Consider the following 16,632-nt stretch of genomic DNA (forward strand, 5'->3'; position numbering starts at 1 on the left):
CCGGGTTACTTCAACTTAAACTTTCAACTTCAACGAGTGATTCGCGCGGAGCGCGAATCACTTCGGCAGCCACTTGTCCCAGTTCTTGGCGAATTCCTCGACGGTGTCCTTGGTGACGGGGATCAGGGCGCTGATCTCCTTCACGGCCGGGGGATTCTTTTTCTCGACGATCTTCGCGATGAGGAGCTCGGTGGAGCGGTAGCCCCACTGGTAGCACTGTTGGGCGAGGAGCACGGGCACGTGCCCGCTGCGGATGTAGGCGAGCTGAGCAGGGAGGGCGTCCACGGAGACGCAGGCGACGGTGCCGGGCTGCCACTTGAGGGCGTTCTCGGTGAAGAGCGGCCAGCCGCCGATCATGGCCCAGCCGGTGATGTCGGGATTGGCCTGCATGACTTGCTCGACCTTGGCGGCGGCGTCCTGCGGGGTCTCCTTGTGGTAATAAGTGTCGCGGATGGTGATGCCGGGATACTTGGCGGCGACTTCCTTGGCGCCCTGCACGCGGCGCTGGAGGTTGGGGGCGTTCTGGTTGCCGGCGAGGATGGCGACGATGCCCTTGCCGCCCATGACCTTCGCGAGCTCCTCCATGGTTTGCTTGCCGCACTCAATGTCGTCCACGCCGTAGGTGACGAAACGCTTGGAGGCCGGGGCGTCGGAGTCAAAGGTCGCGACCGGCACGCCGTTGTCCACGGCGCGGTTGATGGCGTCGGTGAGCTTGTTGGCGTCGGAGCAGCTGACGGCGATACCCTCGGCGCCGGCGAGCACGAGCTGCTCGATGGCCTCGGCCTGCTTCTGGGCGTCCTCCTCGTTGGGCGTGCGCCAGTCGATCTTGATCTTCATCTTGTGCTTCGCGCTGAGGGCCTTGGCGGCGTCCTCGGCACCGACGCGGGCGGCCTGGAAGACCGGGTTGCCCTGGGACTTGGCGACAAGGCCGATGATGAGTTCGCGCTCGGCGGCGGAGCCCGTGAGGGCGGCGGCCAGCGAAGCGGCGAGGAGGAGCAGACGTTTCATGAGTTGGGGTGGTTGAGGTTGAAAGCGTAACGACCGGGCCGGCGGATCAATGTTTCGCCGCGGAGGACTGGGTGAGCCGGCGCTTGGCGAGCCAGGTGTTGAAGTTGTCGAGCACGACGGCGGCAATGACCACGGTGCCGATGATGATCTGGCTGTAGTTCTGGTCGATGCCGAGGATGACGATGCCGCTGGAAATCATCTGGATGATGAGCGCGCCGAGCACCGCGCCGAGGGCGGTGCCGCGTCCGCCCGTGAGGCTGGCCCCGCCCACGACGGCGGCGGCGATGACGTTGAGCTCGTAGCCCTGGCCGTCGCCGGAGCTGGCGCTGCCGTAGTAGCCGAGGGCGATGAGCGCGGCGACACCAGCGGACAGGCCGGACAGGAAATAGACGCCGAGCTTCACTCGCTCCACGCGGATGCCGCTGAAGCGGGACGCGAGCTCGTTGCCGCCGATGGCATAGACGCGGCGACCGGCCGCGAGGCGCGAAAGGAAAATCCACCCCACAACCAGCACGACGAGCATCACGCCGAGCGGCACGAGGCTGAGGCCGCCGCTGGTTTCCCAACGGACCAGATCGCGGAAGAGGGGAGGGAAGCCACCGACGGACTGGCCCTTGGTGGCGACGAAGGCGATACCGCGCAAAATCGCCATCGCCCCGAGCGTGATGATGAACGGATGCACGCGGAGCGCCACGATCAGCCCGCCGTTGGCCAGACCGCAGGCTGCCGCGGTGCCCACACAGGCGAGTGCGCCGAGCGTCACGGCCAACCACGGCGCCGTGCCCGCCGCCGCGCCGGTCGGACCGAAATGCTGAAACGCCAGCGCTCCGAGCACCGAGGCCAGCGCGTAGATCGAGCCGACCGAGAGGTCGATGCCGCCGGCGATGATCACGATGGACATGCCCACGGCCATGATGGCGATGAAGCTCGTGTCCTTGGCCAGTTGGGCGAGGTTTTGGGCGTTGAGGAATTTGTTTTTCTCGACGAAGGCCGGGATACGTTCGCCGGCGTCGTTGGTCGTGAACACACGCTGCCGTGAACCATCAGGGCCGATCTCGAAGACCGGGGTGCGCACCGTGCCGGCAAAGGCCGTGAGCAGAATTCCCAGCACGATGATGACCAGCAGCAGACCGCTTTCCTGAAAGCGGAAAAGGTTACGGAGGGGCGAAAGCATGGGGCGGGGTGATCCGGGGACCGCCCCAAAATGCACCTTCCGGGTCGGGTTACGTCAAACCTATAGACCGGGGATGACCGGCTAAATACCGGCCATTTTGTCAGTTAGGCGAGGACTGCCCGGGTGGCGCTGGCCCGGGGCGAGGCCGGGTAAATTAGGGCCCCCACGCAGAGAATCCCCTTGCCATGCCCCGTCCCAATCTCTGTTTTCGGCCCTTCCTGTTCCTTTAAACAACCAAACCAAAACTCGCTGGCGGTGCCCTACAGGATGGCAGCGTCGGCAAAAACTGCGATCGCAAGGCGGCCCACTTGGCCGACCTGTGTAGCAACTACATAGATCATGAACGTCACTCCCAAAGACCTCCTCGATGCCGGCGTCCACCTCGGTCACCAGACCAAGCGCTGGAACCCCCGCTCGAAGCCCTACGTGTTCGACCACCGCCAGGGCATCACCATCATCGACCTCGAGAAGACCCACGCGCAGCTGGCGAAGGCCTGCGCCTTCATCGAGAACCTCGTTGCCCACGGCGACGACGTGCTGCTCGTCGGCACCAAGCGCCAGGCCCAGGAGCTCATCCGCGAGGCCGCCGCCGCCACCGGCATGCCCTACGTGACCACCCGCTGGATGGGCGGCACGCTCACCAATTTCGAGACCATCAAGAAGTCCCTCGCGAAGTTTAAGAAATACCAGACGATGGACGCCAACGGCGACCTCGCCAAGCTCCCCTCCAAGGAAGAGTCCGCCATCCGCCGCGAGATGGCCCGCATGACCCGCAACTTCGACGGCATCGCCGGCATCAGCGGCCTGCCCCGCGCGATGTTCGTGATCGACGTCAGCTACGAGGAGATCGCCGTCCGCGAGGCCGCCCGCGTGGGCATCCCGTCCATCGGTCTCGTCGACACCAATTCCGACCCGACTCTCCTGACCTACCCGATCCCGGGCAACGACGACGCCACCAAGTCGGTGCGCATCATCGTTGAGACCATCGTGGCCGCCATCCAGGCCGGCCTCGCCCACCGCGAGAGCCGCCGCGCCACCCCGGCCGAGAACCAGGCCGCCGCCGCCACCGGCGAGGTCGACCTCGACAAGGTCGCCATCCCGGCCGGCATCAAGGAAGTGGTCGAGGAGAAGCCCGTCGCCAAGAAGCGCCCGGCCCGCTCCGCCACCAAGAAGTCCGCCGTCACCACCGACGAGGTCTGAGCCATCCGACAACTTAACCAAACATGTCCACTGTCACCACCGCCATGATCAGCGAGCTCCGGGAGAAAACCGGAGCCGGTCTGCTCGACGTCAAGAAGGCCCTCGATGAGGCCAAGGGCAACATGGAGGAAGCCGTCACCATCCTCCGCAAGAAGCTCGGCAACAAGATCGACAAGCTCGCCTCCCGCGCCACCAAGGAAGGCCTGGTCCACGCCTACATCCACGTCGGTGGCAAAGTCGGCGTGCTCCTGGAGGTCAACTGCGAGACCGACTTCGTCGCCAAAAACGAAGACTTCAAGGCCTTCTGCCAAGACGTGTGTTTGCAGATCGCCGCTGCCAGCCCGCTCTACGTGCGCCGCGAGGAAGTGCCCGAGGCCGACCTGGCCAAGGAGCGCGATATCGCCGCCGCGCAGATGGCCGGCAAGCCCGCCGCCGCAATCCAGAAGATCGTTGAGGGCAAGCTGGAGAAGTTCTACTCGCAGGTTTGCCTCCTCGACCAGCCCTTCGTGAAGGACCCCGAGGGCAAGAAGACCATTAAGGATCTCCTCACCGAGAAGGTGGGCGTGATGGGCGAGAACATGGGCATTCGCCGCTTCACCCGCTACCAGCTCGGCGCCTGAGACCGTGACCGGTTCTGATTTCGAAAGGCGCTCCCGCGAGGGGGCGCCTTTTTGTTTCTGAGTCTATGGGCCCCATGGGGCTAATAGGGCCTATGGGCTGAATGCCTACTTTGCAGAGCAGTCTTCCGTTTTGCGGCCATGGCGCTAGCCTGCACCCATGAAAGTCACGCAAGGCCAGGTCATCGCCCGCGGGCTCACCCACTGTTGCCCCAACTGTGGCGGTGGCCGCCTCTTCAAGGAGGGCGCACTTTTCCAGCTCAACGACGAGTGTCCCGACTGCCACCTGCGCTTCGAGAAGGACGACGGTTTTTTTCTCGGCGCCATGTCGCTCAACTATGGCGTGACGTTGGTGGGTTTCCTCCTCCCGGTGCTGTTGATCTGGTATGCCGGCTGGATTGGCGGGCGCCTGGCCGTCGGCCTGGCCATCGGCGGATCCTTGGTTGTGCCGATGCTGCTCTACCGTTCCTCGCGGAGCTGGCAGCTGATGCTCTATTATTTCTTTTTGCCCCAGCATCTGCCGGCCAACCGCGGCAAGCTGGAGGCGGGCGAGGACGAGAACATCTGAATTTTACAGGCCGGGATTTGAAAAGTTTCGGCTTCCGTTTTGAGCGACGCGTCCTACGTTGAGCGCCTCGCAAACGGAGGGGTGGCAGAGTGGTTGAACGCGCCGCACTCGAAATGCGGTTTAGGCTAAACCCTAACGTGGGTTCGAATCCCACCCCCTCCGCCACTTTCCGCACTTGGACAAGTTGGGACAAACGGCGACTCCTCAAGGCTTTCTGAGTCAGTAGAAGCGGGGTCGGTTTGGATAGTTTTGGACACGAAAACCCCCGAAATCCCGGTTTTTTGTGTAACAGTTTGTGGAAGTTTCGGGCGGGCGAGTTTGTGGACCTCCGAGTGCAGCGGCAGCAAATCGGCATCGGTGTAAACCGTAGCGGTCAGGCGCGGCTCGCTGTGGCGCATGAGTTCCTGCGCGACGCGCTGGGGCACTCCTGCGGCATGTAGGAGGGAGCAAAAGGTCTTTCTGAGCGCGTGAATATCCACCCGGCGGCCCTGCTCATCGACGGCCGGAATTCCGCATTTGGCGAGATCACTGCGCAGCGTTGCGGCAGTGGGGACGCCAAGCGGAAAGACTTTGCCGTCACCGGGTCCGGCCGCGGCTTGCCGTGCCTTGAGCATCTCGACCAGTTCGGGCAGGAGGGGCAGGGCGGCTTGCTTCTTGTTCTTGGTCGTAGAGGCGCGGGCGAGCACGTAGGGGCGTGCGGCGTCGAGATGGAGGTCCGACCACAAGAGCGCCTTGGCTTCGCTGCGGCGGAGGCCTGTGTATGCGGCCAGCGTGTAGAAGAGGCCGCGCTTGCCCGACACGGCAACAAGCGACGTGAACTGTTCCAGCGTGAGAGCACGGCGCGTGCGGCGTTCTCGGCCACGGGTCTCCGATTTGCCGACGGTAGCCAGCGGGTTTTTCGCGATGCGCCCGGCGTTCTCCATCCAGTTGAGAAAGGCGGAGGTCAGGCCGAGGTATTCATTGCAGGTTTTCGGCGCGAAAGATTGGCGTGCACGCCAGCGGGTGAAGCCGTCCGGGGTGATGTCGCGGAGCAGACGCCAGCCGCATTCGTGGCAGAGGCGTTGCACCCGGTTGCGCGAAAGGGCGACGTGCTTTTTCGAGGAGCCTTGCGCAGCCAGGTCGGCGACGTATTCGGCGAGATGCTCGGCAATTGGTGACAGGGCCGCATCGCGCAGCGGCTTCGGAGGGAGCCAGCCGAGCAATTCCTGCTCTTTCTCGCGGACGAGTTTCTGCAGGTTGGCGACGGCTAGTTCCTTCTGTTCGACACGCAGGCCGACCTCATACCAACGCGGGCCATTGCTGAGGCGAAACCGTCCCCGATAATACCGGCTGCCTTTGGGTTTGAAGACATACATGGGGTTAGGGTGTTGGGGGTTGGGTCAACTTGGTGAGATCGCTTGCACGTATCAGGCGAAGGCCGCGAATTTTGATGCTGGGCAATTTCCCTTCGGTGATGAGCCGACGGACGGTTTTGTCGCACGAACGCAGGCAAGCGGCGGCTTCCTTAATTCGAAGCAGCGTGTCGCCGTTGGGGAGTGGGGCTGGGGCGTTCATTGCTTGGCCTTTGCTTTCTGGGCTTTGGCCCAGCGTGAATTCCAATTTAGGAAGTCGCCATGCCAGTCCGGCTTGTCGCCGCGTAACTCCTTTTCGGTCACGACGCCTTGTTCTATGGCCCGCTGTTCCAGCTCTGCCTTCCACGCCTTGCATTCACTGATAGGAATGCAGCCAATAGCCAGTTCACGGGTGCTGAGATCGACCCCGAAGAAATTCCGCTTCCGGTGGGTAATGTGAAAGAAAAACCCCGTGAGCTTTCCCTCTTTCAATCGCTTGTGCACAGCTGCACGGGATACCGGGGCATACATTGAAACGCCGCCGGGTGACACGCACTGGCCGACCACAGGAAACAAGGCGTCATACCAGTAGCCCGCTTCCTCTTGCGGACCTTCTTTGTGATAGAGGTGCGTGCCGGGGATGGGCTCGCCAAAAACTTTGTGCAGCTCTGGGGGGACTACGACGAAGGGAAAGTCGGTTGACATTACATCAACCAACTGACGGTTAACGCTGCGTCAACTATTTTTTGTGAACGACAAAAGTGAGCGAGACGGTTGCTTAGCGCGGAGCGTGCGTAAGCACGACCCGTGACAAGCAATCAGCTTCGCACCACTGCCTTGTTAGGCTCATTTTTCATTTCTGATCCCACCCCACAACTACATCATCGTCTAACGTGATCTTCAAAGCGTAACGATTGGTGCCGGTCTTTTTATATTTCCAGACTTCTTTCTTTTTTGTCTTTAGAACCTTTTGGTCAACATCGAGGGGGTGACCCAACGAATCCCTGAGCTGTGCTGCCGTCTCGCCCGTCCAAATAGTTCGGGCTATCAGTTTTTCGGCTAGAGAGGTCTTACCATATCTCGTGTATAGTCGTTGCCGACGTTCCTCCTCGGCCTTTGCCGCCGCAGCAGCCTGCATGATCATGGCGATGATAATCACGCCAACGATCAACCCGATAACGATCCAAATTATTGCTGCGTCGGAGTTCATCTTTTTTGCCTAACGTTCACGATGTGCCATGGCGGGCCGCAGGCCCGACATTGGCACTGGCATCTGGTTCGCCTCTCTTCTTCCGGAGGAGGAGTGTGATGATCACGACGAACGGAGCTAACGCCGATAGATAGGCGATGGCCACATACGAGTATCCCAGCTCACGGACGATCGCCGGACCTACATCTGGGCTCCTTACTTCTTCGAGGCACAACGCTGCGGAAAAGAGCGCCAACGGCACCGCGACAACCGCCAGCCACTTCTTCCAGCGGACCAATGGCCACGACGCGAGAATGCAGACGAGGGCACATACAACGAATGCCCATGCCGGTGGCTCTTTATCGGCAACCTCAGCAAGTATTGGGAAAGCAGGCATCATCTTCCGGCGAACGTCTGAGCTCAGACACGAGGGCCGAAGGCCCGAGTTGTCTGTGGCGATTGGTTCGGCTTTTCTTTCATGCGATTCCCTTGCCAATTAAGCGAACCGCGCGAAATTCAGTGAGCGCACTGACGCGCGGGCGCTTACCAGCCGACACGCTGAGCGAGCCACAGGTGCAGGTTACTGCCTTCTTCGGAGCCGAATATAAAAGGTCATGGCAACTCATGCACTCCGCGTAGGGCTCGGGCTGTCCGGTCTCCTCGGATGAAATGAGCACAAAACGCGAAGATGCTTCGATTGCAGAAATGTGATCCCGCTGCTTCTCGGCAAACCATGCTTCATTCACACGCGCTCGAAGGTGATTTTGCATCCACGCATCGCTGCCAATCGGCGCAGGATTCGCACGCGTGAGCGCCGCCTGCCATGCTGCAGACCGCTGCGCAGCCAGCGCTTTACCCTCTTTCTTGAGCGAGCGCTTTGTTTCGGGGTTCATACGTTATCTTTTGCCGAACGTCAGCGAAGAGCCATGAAGGGCCGCAGGCCCGGCATTGGCTCTGGCATTTGGTTAGCCTCTTTTTTCACGGCGGAAATAGACATGGCCTTTATCGCCTGCGGCCAAGGGCAATGCCAGTCCATAACCCTCTTTCTCCTTCGTGAGCGTGAACGCTGCAGTATAGGCGAATCCGGAATTCTTCTTATCTCGAACGTAGGTGGAGCCCTCCACCCAACGGTCCACACTCAGGGAGATAGTGTAGACCGAATAGCTCTTGTAGATGGACCATGTGCCGCTGCATCCATCATAGCCGCCCTTCGAATCTGCGAAGTCGGTCAGCCAGCAATCAGGCATCTGGGAGATGCTGAAAGTGCCATCTTCTTTCAGCGTGATGCGAGCCGACAGATCAGTGTAACCCATCGAGCGAAGCATGGCTCCGGATTGGGAACTCTGATCAAGGATGAACGTGCCTGGCACGTCTGCCTTCACGGGCTCATCTCGGAGAAAGCTGAAAGTGCCCTCGAAGCGACCACAAGCGGCGAGGAGACCGGCTAAAATTGTGAGCAGCGCCAGGCGAACTTTCATCGGCTAACGTTTAATATGCCATTCGGTGTTTCACGATAGAAACACAGTATCTCTTTGGCGAAATGATCTTGTGAAAGTCCGGGTGCAGCTTTTTCGCTTCCCCATGGCCCGTAGAAAAGCGCAATTTCGAATATCAATCAAAGATAATGTATCGGGTAGGGCGCTCAAGATTGAACTCATACCTGACATGCTTGGCAGAGGATTTGCCGTAAGACAAAACGGCAAATTGATGTCCATTTCGCCGCGCTATAGCATGACAGAGGTTTGCGAGCGACTTCGCCGCTGGCTAGTGCGGCGCAAGCAGCATTCCACGCAGAGCTAGGACTTTCAGCATAGCCGTCCATTCTTCGGCTGAAGCGCTGACAATGGAATAGCGTAAGTGATACGCCCAACTCCGCCCGAGCTTTCTGGCAATGGCTGGCATATCCGTGGCGCCAACTGCACGAGCTAGTTCGGCAATTCGCTGCCGCCATGCGGTCATGCCGGGAGAATGCCACGCGAAAACGCGTGTGCAGGCGAGCCAGTGAATCTTGTTGCGCCGGTCGAATTCGACTCTCCGGCAGCCCTTCCACGAGTGCTTCCGGATGACCAGACCGGCCTCGAGGTATTTGCCGATATATTCGGAGACGGCCTCCTTGCCCTTCCGCAAAGGCAGTAGCTCAGCGCGGCCGAGATCGTATTTCGGGAGCACCTTCCGCAAGAGAGACCACATCGCGACGAGCCGAGGAGAGGCTGAGGCCTTGTAGCGGTCGCGGAGTTCACGGAAACGAGCTGTCCGGCCGTTCTCGCGGCGCTCCCGTTGGCACTCGTCGAAGGCCTTCCAATCAAATGCGTCGGGTTTGGTGTCCCACTCTACGGCAACGAGTAGGTGGTAATGCGGATTACCCCGTTTCTGCGGCTCCAGGACGCGGATGAAGCTCAGAATCCAAGAGCCACGACGGCGCAGGTAGTTGTTCCAACTCCGGGCAAACTGGGTGGGGTGCAGGTTGGCTTCATCTGTAAGGGTAAAGAACAGGCAACGGTTGCGGCCCCAGTGCTGGATAAACGACGCGACATTTAGGCGAAGATGAAAGGCAGACTTCGCTTCCGCTCCTGTAGGCATGCCGAAACGGTGCAGGGTGTCTTTGTCGCGTTGGTCCCAAAGCCGCTTTCCATCGCGATCAGTGAATACGCCCTCCTGTCCCTTGACCGCCTTCAGGCGATAACGGCGAGGTGACTTGTCGGAATTGTTACTATTCTGACAAGGAAGGCCGGCTGGCGCCGGCGCGGGCGCTTCGCGCCCGCGTCCGGCGGCCGGCCGGGCCGTTTCCGTGTGCGAGCGTTCAACGGATTCCGTAAGTGCGGACATGAACCGCGAGCGGGCGGCCTGCCGACCTTCGGGCGTCATTTGGGCTGTTGACGGGGTGGGGTTGGGCAGAGCGCGCACCGGCCGGGAGCCCTCGGACGGCGCATCCCACCCGACCGGCTTCCGGTCGGAGAAACTGACGAGGGCTACGCCGGGCACTTCCGTGTCCCGGCTTACTGGGGTGGATTCCACCCCAGCCCCCAAATTACTCGGGGCCCCGGCTTGCATCGCTGCCTTTCGCCGCGCGCGCGAGTGTCAGAATCGCAGCGCGAACGTTTTCAGGTAGCGTTGTCCAAATGGAGACGATTTCGGACAATTCGCCCCCATTCGCACCCGGTTTTTGTGGCACAGTTTGTGGAAGTCCCACGGGAGGACCTTCGCAAACAGGTTGAGTTTCGGAACTTGGCAGAGAGGGCAGGTGGGTTCGAATCCCACCCCCTCCGCCATGCGCTACAGGCGCATGGCGAACCGGCGAAGCCGGGACAGACGCTCAGCGGCTGCGAGGGATGGATATGGACAAAGCGCAGGCTTTGGGGCGGAGCCCTGAGCGAAGCGAATCAATCCCACCCCCTCCGCCAGCTTTCGCCGAGCCTACGGCTGGCAGGCCAGCCTGATCCTTGAGGCGATGCCGGTCCTCCTGCGCTCCAGCCTTTCATCCAAGGGAGTTTGTCGTTTCGGGGTTGTGCCGTGGATGCTGTGTCATAAGTCTTCATCCCTTATTACTCCCATGAACAAGTTCCGCGCGTTTCGCGCCTTCACCCTCGTTGTCTCGGTTTTCGTGAGCGTGCTCACGGCCGGTGCGGCAACTCCCAAAACCATCGCCGAGTTTCAGGCCGCCGCGGCCAAGTCCGGCCAGTCGCTCACACTGCCGGAATACCCGCTCTCGCCGGAGCAAATCAAGTCGCAGGCCGACCAAGCCATCAAGCGGGCTGAAACCGAACTCGGCAAGCTGACCGCCGAGGATCCGACCAGGCTCACGTTCGCCAACACCTTCGTCGCCTACGACGCCATCACCGCCCGGGTCGGCGAAACCTACCAGATCATTGCCACCGTCGCCGAGTCGGCGCTCGACCAGGCCATGCGCGACACGGCCAACGAGACCACGGTCCGACTGCAGGAGTGGAGCGTGGGCCTCGACTACCGTCAGGACATCTACCAGGCGCTCAAGGCCGTGGCCGACGCGAAACCCAAGCTCGACGCCCAGTCCCAGCGGCTGGTGGACGAGCAGATGCGCGCCTACCGTCGTGCCGGACTCGGTCTCTCCCCCACCGAGCGGAGCGAGGTTGAGCGCCTCCGCAAGGTGCTCGCGGCGATGAACACCCAGTTCGCCATCAACATCAACGAGGCGCGCGCCCCGCTCGATTTCACCGCGGAGGAGCTGGCCGGTGTGCCGCAGAGCTTCCTCGACAGTCCCGGGGTGAAGCAGCCGGACGGCCGCTATCGCGTCATGGCCAACATCACCTGGCATCATCAGGCGATTGCGGAAAGCGCGGACAACGCCGACGTTCGCCGCAAGGTCCTGACGGCGCGCTACAACCTCGCCCGCGACAAGAACACGCCGTTGCTCAGCAAGCTGGTGGCGCTGCGCGCCGACATTGCCCGCCGCCTCGGTTATGCTTCGTGGGCCGATTACCAGACCGAGACGCGCATGGCCAAGAACGGCCTCACCGCCGCCAAGTTCGAGGCCGACCTGGTCGCCGGACTCCAGCCCAAGTTCGACGCCGAGATGGAGCAGTTGCGCCAGCTCAAGGCCGCCCACACCGGCAAGGCCGATGCCAAGCTCGAGCTGTCGGACATCGCCTACTACACCAACCGCCTCAAGAAGGAGAAATACTCCGTCGATACCGAGGCGCTGCGGGTGTATTTCCCCTATCAGGCGACGCTCGAGGGCATGTTCGCCATCTACCAGAAGATCTTTGGGCTGAAGTTCACCGAAGTGCAGGCACCCTACACGTGGGCGCCCGGCATCCAGCTTTACATGGTGGCCGACGCCGACACGGGCACGCCGATCGGGGCCTTCTACCTCGACATGTTCCCGCGCGACGGGAAGTTCAACCACTTTGCCTGCTTCCCGCAGAAGGTCGGCGGCGTGATGGCCGACGGCAAATACGACCTGCCGGTCGCGGCGCTGCTCTGCAATTTCCCCGCGCCCTCGGCCGACAAGCCGTCGCTGCTCAAGCACTCGGACGTGGAGACGCTCTTCCACGAGTTCGGCCATGTCATGCACGGTATGCTCAGCCGCTCGCGCTTCGTCGCGCAGACGGGCTTCGCCGTGCCGCAGGACTTCGTCGAGGCCCCGTCGCAGATGCTGGAATACTGGGTCTGGGACAAGGCGGTGCTCGACACCTTCGCCGCCGACTACCGCGATCCTTCCAAGAAAATTCCGGCGGCGACCATCGACGCGATGGTGGCGGCCCGGCAGGCGACCCAGGGTTATTTCACCCGGCGCCAGCTCGCGATCGGCTCGCTGGACCTCGCCCTGCACACCCTGACCGCCGACGAGGCCTGGATGGCTGACATCGTGAAGATTGTGAACGAGACCACCGAGCGGGTGACCATCGCCACCCCGGCCGATACGTTCTGGGGCGCCTACATCGGGCACCTCGCGGGCTACGATGCCGGCTATTACAGCTACATGTGGGCCGAGGTCATCGCGGCGGACATGGCCAGCGTCTTCAAGGCCTCGCCCAAGGGTTTCCTCGACGAGCAGGTCGGTCGCCGCCTGCGCAATGAAATCTACGGTGCCGGCAACACGCGTGACGTGGCCGACTCGGTCGAGGTGTTCCTCGGTCGTCCGCGTTCCATGCAGCCATTCCTGGAGGACGTCGGCATCAAGCAGTGAGGCCGATGTCCGTTTCACCTTAAACCTGCCGCCACCTGCCCTTCCAACCGGCGGGTGGCGGTTTTTATTTCACCCATCCGAAGCCTTTTCCATGAAACACCCGCTTATCCTCTGCTCGGCCCTCGTCGTCAGCACGCTTGTCGCCACCGTGCTTTCAGCCGCCGCCGCGCCGACCTTGGCCGACTTCCAGGCCCAGGCGGCCCGCAGCAAGCTGCGTCTCGAGCTGCCCGATTATCCGCGCACCGCCGATGAAATCAGCAACCGCACGACCGCCGCCCTGGCAGAGGCTGATGCGGCCCTGCTTGGCCTCGCGTCGCAGGATGCGGGCAAGGCATCGTTTGCGAGCACCTTTGGCGCCTTTGAGGAAATCACCGGTCGCGTGAGCACCTGGGCCAACCACATCGGCACCTTGGCCGAGTCGCATCCGGACAAGCGCTTGCGCGATACCGCCCGTGACGCCGGGCAGCGCATCGAGGCCTGGGGCATCGCGCTGGAGTATCGCGAGGATCTTTACCGGGCGTTGCAGCGTTGGGCCGACACCAAGCCCGCGCTCGACGCCCAGCAGCAGCGGCTGGTCGATTTCACGCTGCGTGACTTTCGGCGGGCGGGTCTCGCCCTGCCGCCGGCCGAGCGGCAGCAGGTCGAGCTGTTGCGCAAGAGCCTGTCCGAGCTGGAGCGCCAGTTCGACGTGAACATCAACGAGGCGCGCGCGCCGCTCGACTTCACCGCGGAGGAGTTGGCCGGCGTGCCCGCCACGCTGCTGAACAGCCCCGGCGTGAAGCAACCCGACGGCCGCTACCGCGTGATGGCGAACATCACCTGGCATGTAGCCGCCGTGCAGGACAACGCCGACAACGCCGAGGTGCGCCGCCGGGTGACGGTGGCCCGCGGCCAGCTGGCCCGGGAGAAAAACATCCCGGTCCTGGCCAAGCTCGTCGCCCTGCGCGCCGAGATCGCCCGGCGGCTGGGTTACGCCACGTGGGCGGATTTCCGAACCGAGACCCGCATGACGGGCAGTGCGGCGGTGGCGCTCAAGTTCGAGGAGGATCTCGTCAAGGGCCTGCAGCCGAAGTTCGTGGAGGAGGTGGAAACCCTGCGTCAGCTCAAGGCCGCACACACCGGCCAGGCCGACGCCCGGATCGAGGCGTGGGACACGGCTTACTACACCAATAAGCTGCGGAAGGAAAAATACGCGGTCGATACCGAGGCGTTGCGCGTGTTCTTCGCCTACGAGCCCACGCTGCGCGGCATGTTTGCGATCTACGAGAAGGTGTTCGCACTGAAGTTCACCCAGATCGAACCGCCCTACGTTTGGGCGCCCGGCGTGCAGCTGTGGATCGCCGCCGATGCGGGCAGCGGTGAACCCATCGGCGCCTTCTACCTCGACATGTTTCCGCGGGAGGGGAAATACAACCACTTCGCCCACTTCCGGCAGAATCTGGGCCGGACGCTGCCCGATGGCGGTTATCAGCTCCCGGTCTCCGTGCTGCTGTGCAATTTTTCGCCGCCGACCGCGGACAAGCCCTCGCTGCTGTCCCACGACAACGTCAAAACCCTCTTCCACGAGTTCGGCCACGTGATGCACAACCTGCTCGGCCGGGCGCGGTACTCGAGTTTCAACTACGCCGGCGTGCCAAAGGATTTCATCGAGGCGCCTTCACAGATGCTGGAGAACTGGGTCTGGAACAAGGCCGTGCTCGACACGTTCGCCGCCGACTACCGCGATCCGTCGAAGAAAATCCCGGCCGAGACCATCGAAGCGATGATCCGCGCCCGCGAGGCCACCGAGGGCGTCGCCTATCGTCGCCAGCTCTCGCTTGGTCTCATGGATCTCGGACTGCACACCCTCTCACCGGGCGATGCCTGGACGACCGATGTGGTCGAGCTCACCAACGCGGTCGGCGCGCGTGTTTCGATCCCTCCCGCGGCCGACACCGCGTTCGTGGCCTACTTTGGCCATCTCACCGGCTACGACGGCGGTTATTATGGCTACCTGTGGTCCAAGGTCATGGCGGCCGACATGGCGAGTGTCTTCGAGGCGGCTCCGAACGGTTACCTCGATGAGAAAATCGGGCGCCGTCTGCGTGACGAGGTCTATGCGGCGGGCCACACCCGTGATGTTGCCGAATCCGTCGAAAAATTCCTCGGCCGTCCGCGCTCGCAGAAGGCCTTCCTCCAATACGTGGGCATCAAGGAGTAAAGCCGGTCGGCTCCATTCTTCCCCGGGGACGAGGCGCTTGGCGCCCGCCCCGGGTTATTTTTTGGGACCGAAGAGTTCGCCAAAGAAATCCCCGGGCAGCCACGCGGGTGCCGAGGGTTCGTTCGCAATGGTGCGGGCAAGATCGGCCATCAGCGCGGTGTAGCGGGCGGCCGCCGTCCAGTCGATGGGCCGGTCCAGTTCATCGGACGGCTTGTGATAGTGATTCTTCCGGTAATCCACCTCGGCGGCCACGAGGTCCACAGCGGGATCCACGGCTTGCTTACCCGGATCGACCTTCATGGCGGGGACTCCGGTGAGCACGAAGGAATACTGGTCGCTGCGCACAAAACGGACTTCCTCCGGGGCGGGATCGGGACTGACAACCATCCCGTGCCGGCCGGCGACCTTTTCCAGGACCGCGCCAAGGGTGGAGTTTCTGTAACCGTAAGCAATCAGGTCGCGGGCGGGAGCACTCAGGAGAGGCATGTCGATGTTCAGGCTGGCGGCGCAGCGTTGCACCCAGGCGGGCGGATGGGTCGCGAGGCGGTGCGAGCCGAGCAGGCCCTTCTCCTCGCCGGTGACCGCGGCAAAGAGCACGGGGCGGCGCGGACGCGGGCCGGTGGCGAGTTCCTCCGCAACTTGGAGCAGCACGCCGATGCCCAGGGCGTTGTCCACGGCGCCATTGTAAATCGTGTCGCCATTCACGGCAGTGCCAATCCCGAGATGATCCAGGTGCCCGGTGATCACGAGCGGCTGGCCGGCCAGCTCAGGGTCGGTGCCCGGCAGGCGGCCGAGCACGTTGAGCGATTCGACGCGCCGGAGGGTGGCTTCGCCGGCGAGGGTGATCGTGACGCCGAGAGGGAAGTTCTGCGGTTCGCCGCGCTCGGCGGCGGCGAAGATTTCTGAGAGTGTTTTGGGTGCGCCGATCAGGACTCGTCCGGCGGCGGCGTTGCCCACGGAGCCGAGCACGCGCAGTTGCGGGAAACCGTTCACCAGACCGCCCGCGTCATCCACCAACCGCATGCTGGGAAACCGACTCAGCGCCACGGTCATGGCCCAGGGGCGGCGGACCTCGTCCCAGGGCGTCATGATCGTGACCACGCCGATCGCCCCGTGTTGGACGAGCAGGGTGCGCTTTTGCTCGCTGTTGCCGTGGTGCGCGCGCTGTTCGCTGGGGAAACGTTGCGGCGCGCCCGAGAGAATGACGGCGATCTTCCCTTGGAGGTCCACGCCGGCGAAATCATCGTGCTGGAGATCGGGGGCCCGGATGCCAAAGCCGACAAAGACCGCGGTCGCGGTGATGGCGTCGGCCGTCTGTCCGGGGGCGATTGTGACCATCATGTCATTCACCGGCGTGAGCGCGTCTTCCTTGTCGCCAGCGCGCACCACCAGGCGGGCGGCCGCGTAATTGCTGGCGGACTCGACCAGCTTGACCGGTTGTTCATAGATGCCGCCGTCGGCGCCGGGCTCGATTCCGAGGCGGGCGAGCTGGCTGGCCACGTAGCGCGCCGCCAGTTCGTGACCGCGTGTGCCGGCGCCCCGGCCTTCCAGCAGATCATCAGCGAGGAAAGTGGTGTGCGCGCGGATGCGCGTGGCGGTGACCTCATTCGCCGCGGAAAGGGCGGCAGTGTTCAGGAGGACAAAAATGGCGGCAAAGCGAGCTGCAGGACACATGCGCCG

General features: G+C 62.7%; 15 protein-coding genes, 1 tRNA gene and 1 pseudogene. 7 read left to right on the forward strand and 10 right to left on the reverse strand.

What is annotated here, in order from left to right:
• Nucleotides 1-57: 57 nt before the first annotated feature.
• Together ESB00_RS04105 and ESB00_RS04110 are read right to left on the reverse strand one after the other, a co-directional pair.
• On the reverse strand, nucleotides 58-1,008 hold the full coding sequence (locus tag ESB00_RS04105; protein WP_129046457.1) for a substrate-binding domain-containing protein: 951 nt from the start codon (nucleotides 1,006-1,008) through the stop codon (nucleotides 58-60).
• A gap of 46 nt (nucleotides 1,009-1,054) precedes the next feature.
• Nucleotides 1,055-2,182, reverse strand: a complete 1,128-nt coding sequence (locus ESB00_RS04110) for an ABC transporter permease (RefSeq protein ID WP_129046458.1) — start codon at nucleotides 2,180-2,182, stop codon at nucleotides 1,055-1,057.
• A 339-nt stretch (nucleotides 2,183-2,521) separates the two neighbouring features.
• Between ESB00_RS04110 and rpsB the strand changes: the two genes are divergently transcribed.
• The 4 genes from rpsB (at nucleotide 2,522) to ESB00_RS04130 (ending at nucleotide 4,732) form a co-directional block, all read left to right on the forward strand.
• Complete coding sequence (gene rpsB / locus ESB00_RS04115) at nucleotides 2,522-3,382, forward strand: 30S ribosomal protein S2 (protein ID WP_129046459.1); 861 nt, start codon at nucleotides 2,522-2,524, stop codon at nucleotides 3,380-3,382.
• Between the two features lie 23 nt (nucleotides 3,383-3,405).
• Entirely contained in the window at nucleotides 3,406-4,002 is a 597-nt protein-coding gene (locus ESB00_RS04120; protein ID WP_246026402.1) for a translation elongation factor Ts, read from the forward strand.
• Between the two features lie 157 nt (nucleotides 4,003-4,159).
• Entirely contained in the window at nucleotides 4,160-4,567 is a 408-nt protein-coding gene (locus tag ESB00_RS04125) for a DUF983 domain-containing protein (RefSeq protein WP_129046460.1), read from the forward strand.
• 75 nt (nucleotides 4,568-4,642) lie between these two features.
• A tRNA-Ser gene (locus tag ESB00_RS04130) sits at nucleotides 4,643-4,732 on the forward strand.
• On the opposite strand, the gene ESB00_RS04135 is transcribed toward ESB00_RS04130, so the two are convergent.
• From ESB00_RS04135 to ESB00_RS04160, 7 genes are all read right to left on the reverse strand, one after another.
• Entirely contained in the window at nucleotides 4,693-5,922 is a 1,230-nt protein-coding gene (locus tag ESB00_RS04135) for a site-specific integrase (protein ID WP_129046461.1), read from the reverse strand. The genes ESB00_RS04130 and ESB00_RS04135 overlap by 40 nt on opposite strands.
• A 4-nt stretch (nucleotides 5,923-5,926) precedes the next feature.
• Nucleotides 5,927-6,121, reverse strand: coding sequence for a helix-turn-helix domain-containing protein (locus ESB00_RS20220; RefSeq protein WP_164976020.1), 195 nt, complete (start codon nucleotides 6,119-6,121; stop codon nucleotides 5,927-5,929).
• The gene (locus ESB00_RS19565; RefSeq protein ID WP_164976021.1) at nucleotides 6,118-6,603 is read right to left on the reverse strand and encodes a hypothetical protein; all 486 of its coding nucleotides are present in this window, start codon (nucleotides 6,601-6,603) and stop codon (nucleotides 6,118-6,120) included. The genes ESB00_RS20220 and ESB00_RS19565 overlap by 4 nt, the downstream gene beginning before the upstream one ends.
• 148 nt (nucleotides 6,604-6,751) lie before the next feature.
• Nucleotides 6,752-7,108, reverse strand: coding sequence for a DUF2845 domain-containing protein (locus ESB00_RS04145; RefSeq protein WP_129046463.1), 357 nt, complete (start codon nucleotides 7,106-7,108; stop codon nucleotides 6,752-6,754).
• Nucleotides 7,109-7,563: 455 nt separating this feature from the next.
• Nucleotides 7,564-7,980 carry a hypothetical protein gene (locus tag ESB00_RS04150; RefSeq protein ID WP_129046464.1) on the reverse strand — a complete coding sequence of 139 codons (417 nt, stop codon included), beginning with the start codon at nucleotides 7,978-7,980 and terminating at the stop codon, nucleotides 7,564-7,566.
• Between the two features lie 72 nt (nucleotides 7,981-8,052).
• Entirely contained in the window at nucleotides 8,053-8,565 is a 513-nt protein-coding gene (locus ESB00_RS04155) for a hypothetical protein (RefSeq protein ID WP_129046465.1), read from the reverse strand.
• Between the two features lie 286 nt (nucleotides 8,566-8,851).
• A complete protein-coding gene (locus tag ESB00_RS04160; protein ID WP_129046466.1) occupies nucleotides 8,852-9,952 on the reverse strand; it encodes a rolling circle replication-associated protein in 1,101 nt (366 codons plus the stop codon).
• Between the two features lie 314 nt (nucleotides 9,953-10,266).
• On the opposite strand from ESB00_RS04160, the pseudogene ESB00_RS19570 reads away from it, so the two are divergent.
• The 3 genes and pseudogenes from ESB00_RS19570 (at nucleotide 10,267) to ESB00_RS04170 (ending at nucleotide 14,952) form a co-directional block, all read left to right on the forward strand.
• Nucleotides 10,267-10,356 (forward strand): annotated as a pseudogene (locus ESB00_RS19570).
• A gap of 281 nt (nucleotides 10,357-10,637) precedes the next feature.
• Nucleotides 10,638-12,752, forward strand: coding sequence for a M3 family metallopeptidase (locus ESB00_RS04165; protein WP_164976023.1), 2,115 nt, complete (start codon nucleotides 10,638-10,640; stop codon nucleotides 12,750-12,752).
• Nucleotides 12,753-12,843: 91 nt separating this feature from the next.
• Nucleotides 12,844-14,952, forward strand: coding sequence for a M3 family metallopeptidase (locus ESB00_RS04170; protein WP_164976024.1), 2,109 nt, complete (start codon nucleotides 12,844-12,846; stop codon nucleotides 14,950-14,952).
• Between the two features lie 54 nt (nucleotides 14,953-15,006).
• Here the strand turns inward: ESB00_RS04170 and ESB00_RS04175 are convergent, their stop codons facing one another.
• Nucleotides 15,007-16,626, reverse strand: coding sequence for a M28 family peptidase (locus ESB00_RS04175; protein WP_164976025.1), 1,620 nt, complete (start codon nucleotides 16,624-16,626; stop codon nucleotides 15,007-15,009).
• Between the last annotated feature and the right edge of the window lie 6 nt (nucleotides 16,627-16,632).

Origin of the sequence: Oleiharenicola lentus, assembly GCF_004118375.1 — a bacterium.
Lineage (GTDB): Bacteria > Verrucomicrobiota > Verrucomicrobiia > Opitutales > Opitutaceae > Lacunisphaera > Lacunisphaera lenta.

Coding starts and splice junctions, on each gene's coding strand:
- ESB00_RS04165 (WP_164976023.1), top strand. CDS start 10,638: ATGAACAAGTTCCGCGCGTTTCGCGCCTTCACCCTCGTTGTCTCGGTT.
- ESB00_RS04170 (WP_164976024.1), top strand. CDS start 12,844: ATGAAACACCCGCTTATCCTCTGCTCGGCCCTCGTCGTCAGCACGCTT.
- ESB00_RS04135 (WP_129046461.1), bottom strand. CDS start 5,922: ATGTATGTCTTCAAACCCAAAGGCAGCCGGTATTATCGGGGACGGTTT.
- ESB00_RS04105 (WP_129046457.1), bottom strand. CDS start 1,008: ATGAAACGTCTGCTCCTCCTCGCCGCTTCGCTGGCCGCCGCCCTCACG.
- ESB00_RS04125 (WP_129046460.1), top strand. CDS start 4,160: ATGAAAGTCACGCAAGGCCAGGTCATCGCCCGCGGGCTCACCCACTGT.
- ESB00_RS04160 (WP_129046466.1), bottom strand. CDS start 9,952: ATGACGCCCGAAGGTCGGCAGGCCGCCCGCTCGCGGTTCATGTCCGCA.
- ESB00_RS04110 (WP_129046458.1), bottom strand. CDS start 2,182: ATGCTTTCGCCCCTCCGTAACCTTTTCCGCTTTCAGGAAAGCGGTCTG.
- ESB00_RS04145 (WP_129046463.1), bottom strand. CDS start 7,108: ATGAACTCCGACGCAGCAATAATTTGGATCGTTATCGGGTTGATCGTT.
- ESB00_RS04175 (WP_164976025.1), bottom strand. CDS start 16,626: ATGTGTCCTGCAGCTCGCTTTGCCGCCATTTTTGTCCTCCTGAACACT.
- ESB00_RS04120 (WP_246026402.1), top strand. CDS start 3,406: ATGTCCACTGTCACCACCGCCATGATCAGCGAGCTCCGGGAGAAAACC.
- ESB00_RS04155 (WP_129046465.1), bottom strand. CDS start 8,565: ATGAAAGTTCGCCTGGCGCTGCTCACAATTTTAGCCGGTCTCCTCGCC.
- ESB00_RS04150 (WP_129046464.1), bottom strand. CDS start 7,980: ATGAACCCCGAAACAAAGCGCTCGCTCAAGAAAGAGGGTAAAGCGCTG.
- rpsB (WP_129046459.1), top strand. CDS start 2,522: ATGAACGTCACTCCCAAAGACCTCCTCGATGCCGGCGTCCACCTCGGT.
- ESB00_RS20220 (WP_164976020.1), bottom strand. CDS start 6,121: ATGAACGCCCCAGCCCCACTCCCCAACGGCGACACGCTGCTTCGAATT.
- ESB00_RS19565 (WP_164976021.1), bottom strand. CDS start 6,603: ATGTCAACCGACTTTCCCTTCGTCGTAGTCCCCCCAGAGCTGCACAAA.